The organism is Dyella sp. NPDC103356 (assembly GCF_055584465.1).
The window spans coordinates 1-7,871 of sequence record NZ_JBVJLZ010000025.1; the positions used below are offsets into that span (position 1 = coordinate 1).

Annotated in this window: 1 protein-coding gene; it reads left to right on the forward strand. The window is 61.0% G+C overall.

The features are described from left to right. Positions 1-7,871: beta-ketoacyl synthase N-terminal-like domain-containing protein (locus ACZ6WW_RS23445; protein WP_465276324.1), on the forward strand; the 7,871-nt coding region annotated here is incomplete at both ends.

Consider the following 7,871-nt stretch of genomic DNA (forward strand, 5'->3'; position numbering starts at 1 on the left):
CAGTTGGGGATGCACGCGTTGGCCAGCGACAGTGGTGTGCTGGCGTTACGGCAGGCGATGGCGAGCGGGCAGAGCCAGCGGATGGTGATCGCCGGTGACGCCGATCGCATCCGGCAGGTCGTGCTGGGCAAATCCGCGCAGACTGTTGCCACGTATCCGGAGCCGTCTTCGGTAGAACGCGGCCTGCCGGAGTCATTGAAACAAGCCCTGGTGGCTATCGTTTCGTCCTTGATCAAGGTGAAGCCGGAGGACATCGACGGCGATACCACCTTGAGTGAATATGGTTTCGATTCGATCACGCTGACCGAGCTCGGCAATGCCATAAACCAGCAGTACAAGCTTGAACTCGCTCCAACCATCTTCTTCGAATATCCGACGCTCGACGGTCTGATCGAGTATCTGGAACGGGAACATCGGGCAGTATTGGCGCCGCAACTGGTCGCTGTAAAAGGCGTTGCTCCGACGTCGCAGGCGCCTGCGATCGAGCGCGCTCGCGTGCGTGGGCGAAGCAGGCTCAGCATGTCGCTGGCAAGTCGTAGCCAGGCGATCAGCGAGCCCATTGCGATCATTGGCATGAGCGGCCAGTTCCCGCAGGCGCGGGATATCGACGCTTTCTGGCGCAACCTGCACGAGGGCAAGGATTGCATCAGCGACATTCCGGCTGATCGCTGGGATTGGCGTGCGTGGTATGGCGACCCGACGCAGGAGGACAACAAGACCAACATCAAATGGGGCGGCTTTATCGAAGGCGTGGGCGAGTTCGATCCGATGTTCTTCGGCATCTCGCCGAAGGAAGCGGAGTTAATGGACCCGCAACAGCGTCTGATGATGATTCATGTCTGGAAGGCGCTGGAGGATGCCGGCTATGCCGGGAAGGCGTTGTCGGGCAGCGACACGGCGATCTATATCGGCACCGGTGCGACCGGCTACGGCACCTTGCTCAACCACGCTCATCGCGGTGGCGAGGCGTATGCCTCGACCGGTGGCGTGCCTTCGGTCGGCCCCAATCGCATCAGCTATCTGTTCAATTGGCATGGGCCGAGCGAGCCGGTAGAGACAGCGTGCTCCAGCTCGCTGATTGCGTTGAAGCGCGGTGTGGCCGCAATTCACAACGGCGAGTCGTCGCTCTCTGTCGTCGGTGGTGTCAACACCATCGTGACACCCGAGGCGCATATCAGCTTCAGCAAGGCAGGCATGCTGAGCGAAGACGGTCGCTGCAAGACGTTCTCCAGCGAAGCCAACGGCTACGTGCGCGGCGAAGGTGTCGCGATGCTGGTGTTGAAGAAACTATCCCACGCCGAGCGCGACGGCGATCATATCTACGGCCTGATACGCGGTACCGCAGAGAATCATGGCGGACGCGCCAATTCGTTGACCGCACCTAATCCGAAAGCGCAGGCCGCGGTCATTCGACATGCCTATCAGCAGGCCGGCATCGATCCGCGGACCGTCACATATATCGAAGCGCACGGTACCGGTACGCCATTGGGCGATCCGGTGGAAATCAACGGCCTGAAGGCGGCCTTCAAGGAACTCTACGCGGCCACGGGGCCGGATGAGGTCGTGGCACCCCATTGCGGCCTGGGTTCGGTCAAGACCAATATCGGTCATCTGGAGCTGGCCGCGGGCGTGGCGGGCGTCATCAAGGTGCTGTTGCAGATGAAGCACCGGACGCTGGTAAAGAGCCTGCACAGCGATACGCTCAATCCGTATATCGATCTGAAGGGCAGCCCCTTTTATGTGGTGCAGTCGGCGCGCGAATGGGCGGCGGCGCGCGATGCCCACGGGCAACCCCTGCCACGCCGTGCCGGCGTGAGCTCATTCGGCTTTGGTGGCGTGAATGCGCACGTCGTGCTGGAGGAATATGTTCCGTCGGCGGCGCCACCCTCAGCGACCACCGGGCCGGTCGCGGTGGTGCTGTCGGCGCGCAACGAAGAACGCTTGCATGAACAGGTGCAGCAGTTGCTGAGTGTAGTGTCGGCCCCGCAAGCGGCGTCGGAGATGGCATTGGCCGATCTGGCCTATACGTTGCAAATCGGTCGTGAGGCCATGGAAGAGCGTCTGGGTTTCGTCGCCGACTCGATCGACGTATTGCGCGACAAGCTGACCGGCTTTCTCGCCGGCAATGTAGCCACGCTTTATCGCGGACAGGCAGAACGCGACAAGACCGGCGGCGATACGGCTGCTGCTATTGCCCAAGCGATCGAGAGAAACGAGATTGACGCGCTACTGGGGCTATGGGCCGAGGGGCATGACATCGATTGGCTTGCGCTCTATCGCAAGGACAAGCCGCGCCGTATCAGTCTCCCGAGTTATCCGTTTGCGCGTGAACACCACTGGGTGTCGGGTAACGAGACCCCGGCACGCGTCGGCTCCATGGAGGGCGGCATGCAGCCGCTTCACCCGCTGGTGCATCGTAATACGTCGGACCTGGCAGTCCAGCGTTTCAGCAGCCGCTTCCACGGCGGGGAATTTTTCCTCGCCGATCACCGTGTACAAGGGGCGTCGGTACTGCCGGGTGTCGCACAGCTTGAGATGGCGCTCTTTGCCGCAGGCGAAGCGATCCATGGAGATGGCGGTCTGTCGCTGAGCAAGGTCGCATGGGCGCGACCTGCGACAGTGGGGGCGGGCGGGCTCGCCATGAATGTGGCGCTTTATCCCGAACACGATGGGACGGTGCGCTATGAAATCTACAGTGCCGGTGAAGATGGGCATACCGTGTACGGGCAGGGAAATGTCATCGCCCAAGCGGAGGCGGCAAACGCTGAAGAGCGCCACGATTTGGCCGCATTGCGCGAGCAGTGCACCGTGTCTTATCTCAGTGCAGAGCAGTGCTATGCCGTATTCGAGCAAAGTGGTCTGAATTACGGGCCGAGCTTCCGTAGCCTGAAGGACATATTTGTCGGCGAGGGGACGGTCCTTGCCAGGATTGCGTTGCCTGCTGCGATGGCTTCGTCGCTGAATCACTATGTCATGCATCCGAGCCTGCTCGATGCGGCATTACAGGCATCCCTGGGCCTTCAGATGCGACCCGGAGTGGGCGAGATCTCTCTGGCATTGCCCTTCGCGCTCGATACGCTGGACGTGTTGGGCCCTTGCACGAACGAGATGTGGGCCGTCGTACGGTATAGCGATCGCGCGGCTTTCAGCGATGCCGTGCAGAAGCTCGATATCGATCTATGCGATTCAACCGGCGCTGTCTGTGTGCGCATGAAGGAATTCAGTGTACGCAGCTTCAATCCCCGCCCGATACGCGGAACGCAGAAGGATCGTACGAGCGCGGATATGGCCGAACTGGAAGGCACACCCACCATCGGTCACCAGGAAGTGGAGCGGACAGTGGCGATCGTCCAGTCTGCCGTGGAGGGCAGTCAGTTGCTGCGCGAGAAGAGCATTGAACAAATCAGGAAACTGATCGGTAAGAGCGCCAAGCTTCCGGCGGATAGTATCGATGCCAGGACCAATTTCGAGAAATACGGTATCGACTCGATCCTCGTCCTGGAGCTGACTAACGCATTGCGCGCTGCGCTTGGCGTCGACAGCATCGGCTCGACACTGTTCTTCGAACACCAGACGATCGAGAGCCTGGTCGAGCATCTGATGCAGACCGAAGCCGACGCTTTGCTGCGCTGGACGGGAATGGGCGCAGCCGCTGCGCGTGCAGCTGCTCCTGCTGTTGCGGCCCCTGTCGTGTCGCAACCAGAGCAATCGCGGGTGACAGTGCTCGCGCCGGGAGCAACCCGAATCGGCGCCGTCTCCAGGGTCGCCCCCACGGTGACGGCAGCCCCGGCGCCGACGCCGCCCTTCGAGGTGGCCATCGTCGGCCTGTCAGGGCGCTACCCGGGGGCGGCCAATGTCGACCAGTTCTGGGAAAACCTGGCAGCCGGACGGAACTGCATTTCGGAGATTCCACCGGAGCGCTGGGACAACAGCCGGTTCTTCGACGCGCAAAAGCATCAGCCCGGCAAGACCTATACCCGTTGGGCCGGCCTGCTCGATGACGTCGACAGTTTCGATCGCCTGTTTTTCAATATCACGCCACGCGAAGCGCAGCTGATCGGTCCGCAAGAGCGGCTGTTCATGCAGGAGGTGCATGCGAGCATCGAGGACGCCGGCTACACCGCGGCAAATGTGAGCCGGAGCAGAAAGGTCGGCTTGTTCGTTGGCGTCATGAACGAACATTACCCGACAGGCGTGCGTTTCTGGTCGATCGCCAATCGCGTTTCCTACCTGTTCGATTTCCAGGGGCCGAGCATGGCGATCGATACCGCCTGCTCCTCGTCGTTGACTGCGGTGCATCTGGCCATTGAAAGCTTGCGTAGCGGCGATAGTGAGGTCGCCGTTGCCGGTGGCGTGAACCTGATTGTCGCGCCTGCCCATCTGATCGACCTGTCGTCGATGACGATGTTGTCCAGCGGCGACCAATGCAAGTCGTTTGCCGCTGACGGCGACGGTTTCGTGGACAGCGAAGCCGTGGGCGCGCTCGTGCTCAAACCGCTGCACCAGGCCGTTGCGGACGGCGACCATATCTATGGCGTTATCAAGGGGAGTGCCGTCAATTCGGGTGGCAAGACGCACAGCTACATGGTGCCCAACCCCAACATGCAGGCGCAGCTGATAAGCGATGCCTTGCGACGCGCAGGCGTCGACGCGCGCACCGTCAGCTATGTGGAAGCGCAGGGCACGGGCAGCAACCTTGGCGATCCAATCGAGATCGCCGGCTTGTCCAAGGCATTTCGACACTGGACATCGGACAAGCAGTTCTGCGCTATCGGGTCGGCCAAGTCGAATGTGGGTCACAGCGAGAGTGCCAGCGGCTTCGTGGCGATCAGCAAGGTATTGATGCAGATGAAGCATCGGACCTTGGCGCCGAGCCTGCATGCTGGCTCGCTCAACCCGAATATCAAGTTCGCCGATACGCCATTTGTGGTGCAGCAGACCTTGGCACCTTGGCCGCGCCCGATGCTGGAACGCGATGGACAATTGCAGGAAATCCCGAGAATCGCCGGGGTGTCCTCGTTCGGAGCGGGCGGGGCGAATGCCCATGTGGTGATCGAGGAATATATCCCGTTCATCGACGTGGACAAGGCCGCGGAGCGTGCGGGTGCAAGCCAGGCCGTGATCGTTCTGTCGGCTCGCGACAAGGAACGGCTGCAAGAGCAAGTGCGGCGCTTATTGGATGCCATTGCGTCGGCTCGTGCCGATGATCTGGCGTTGGCCGACGTCGCCTACACTTTGCAGGTCGGCCGCGAAGCGATGGAAGAACGACTTGCGCTGCTGGTCGACTCGCTCGACGACTTGCGGCTCAAGTTGGCTGCCATCGCCGGTGATACCGAAGTAGAGGGCATGTATCGCGGACAGGCCAGGCGCAGCGCCTTGTCGATCTTGTCGGACGACGAGGATATGAGCCTGACCATCCAGGCCTGGGTTGCGAAAGGCAAGTTCGGCAAGTTGCTGGACCTATGGGTCAAGGGCTTCACTTTCGATTGGAACATGCTCTATGGCGCCGAAGGCAGGCGCCCCAATCGCGTCAGCCTGCCCACCTATCCCTTTGCGCGGGAGCGTTATTGGACCGACGTTCGTTATCCGGATAATCCGGGTGCGCTCAGCGAGGCAAGGTTCTCGGCGCGATCGACGGAGCCTTCCCCCTCGGTCACATCGACAACGCCGGTATCGGCTTCGACAGAAACTGGCAATCTCGAGCAGGTGATGACCAGGATCTGGCAAGACCTGTTTGGCCGTCCATCCATAGATGCGGACGACAATTTCTTTGATCTCGGTGGCCACTCCTTGCTGGCAACGCAGCTAGCCTCCCGGGTACGCACCGAATTTGGTGTCGAGATAGCGGTCGATCTCATCTTTGAGGCGCCGACGGTGGCGTTGCTCACCGGGAAAGTCCAGTCGCTCGCCGCGTTGCCCGTCATGGCGAGCGAACGAAATGCGCCATCGGCGATACAGCCCATCCTGCGCGATGCGCCGTTGCCGCTGTCGTTTGCGCAGCAACGCCTATGGTTCCTCGATCATTACGAAGCGCAGCCCTGGGTCTATAACATCCCCGCCGCCGTGCGACTGACCGGGCGGCTCGATGTAGATGCGCTGTCCCGTACGCTCAACGACATCGTGCGTCGTCACGAGGCATTGCGTACCTCCTTTGCCACATTCGGCGACGAGCCGGTACAGGTGATCGCGGCCGATTCCTCGTTGTCACTTGATGTCGTCGACCTGAGCGGCCTCGCCGCCGAGGAACGTGAGGTACAGGCGCGCCTGCATCTCTGGAACGAGGCGCGTGCGCCTTTCAACCTCTCGAACGGTCCGTTGATTCGTTGCGGCTTGCTTCGCCTTGCCGATAACGAGCATGTCCTTCTTCTGACCATTCACCACATCGTGTCGGATGGCTGGTCCATGGGATTGGTGGTTCGCGAAGTGGCCGCCTTGTATCCGGCCTTTATGCAAGGGCGTTCCTCGCCATTGCCCGAGCTGCCCATTCAATATGCGGACTTTGCCCATTGGCAGCGGCAATGGCTGGGCAGCGGCGTACTGGAACGGCAACTGGGTTATTGGAAGCAGCAGCTTGCCGGTAGCCCCACTTTGCTGGCCCTGCCCACCGATCGGCCGCGACCGTCATTGCCCAGTCGCAGTGGCGCAACGCTGTCGTTCATGGTCCCGGCGGCATTGGTGGCTGATCTGCAGACGCTTGGGCATCGGACCCAAAGTACGCTGTTCATGACCTTGAACGCAGCCTTCAGCGTGCTGCTGGCTCGTTATACCGGGCAGAACGATATCTGCATTGGCACGCCGATTGCGAATCGCAATCGTAGCGAAATCGAAAACCTGATCGGCTTCTTCGTGAACACGCTGGTGCTGCGTACCCATGTCGACCTGACGCGCGATTTCCACAGCTTGTTGCAACAGGTGCGTCGAGACACGCTCGCGGCCTATGCCCATCAGGACGTGCCGTTCGAGCAGCTGGTCGAGGCGTTGCAGCCCGAGCGGCACACCAGCTATACGCCGTTGTTTCAGGTAATGCTGGTATTGCAGAACATGCCGATGGACGAGTTGAGCTTGCCTGGTCTGTCGATGAAGCTGCTGGAGAGCGAAAGTGCGACGGCCAAGTTCGATATCACCCTGACCCTCACCGAAGGCAGGGAAGGTTTGCAGGGAAGCTTCGAATACAGCACCGAGTTGTTCGACGCAAACACGATCGCTCGCATGGCGGAGCATTTCACGCACTTGCTGCGGTCGATTGTGACCCAACCGGAACAAGCTGTCGGTGAATTGTCCATGCTCTCCACGGACGAGCGTCAATATTTGCTGCATGGGTTCAATGACACGGCCAAGTTCTATCCGAACGTCCAGGCCGAGACCCAGACGTTGCACCAGCTGTTCGAAGCCCAGGTGGTACGCAGCCCATCACGTGAAGCGGTAACGTATGACGGCGTCTCGCTCAGTTATGCCGAGCTCAATGCGCGTGCCAATCGCCTGGCCCGCCATCTGCGTCATCTGGGTGTCGGCCCGGACACGCTGGTAGGGCTGTGCACCGAACGTTCGATCGAGATGATCGTCGGCCTGTACGGCATTCTGAAAGCCGGTGCGGCATATGTGCCGCTGGACCCGAGCTATCCGTCCGATCGTCTGGCCACCATCGTGGCCGATGCGCGACCGATAGCGATCCTGACCCAACAGCACGTGCGCGATACCGTCCCGGCGGTGCCGGGCCTGCCGGTGTTCTGCCTCGATAGCGATGCCGATACGCTGGCCGGTTACGACGACAGCAATCTGGATCACAGCACGCAGCCGGCCAACCTGGCCTATGTGATCTACACGTCCGGCTCGACCGGCAAGCCCAAAGGCGTGGGCATCGACCAGCAAGG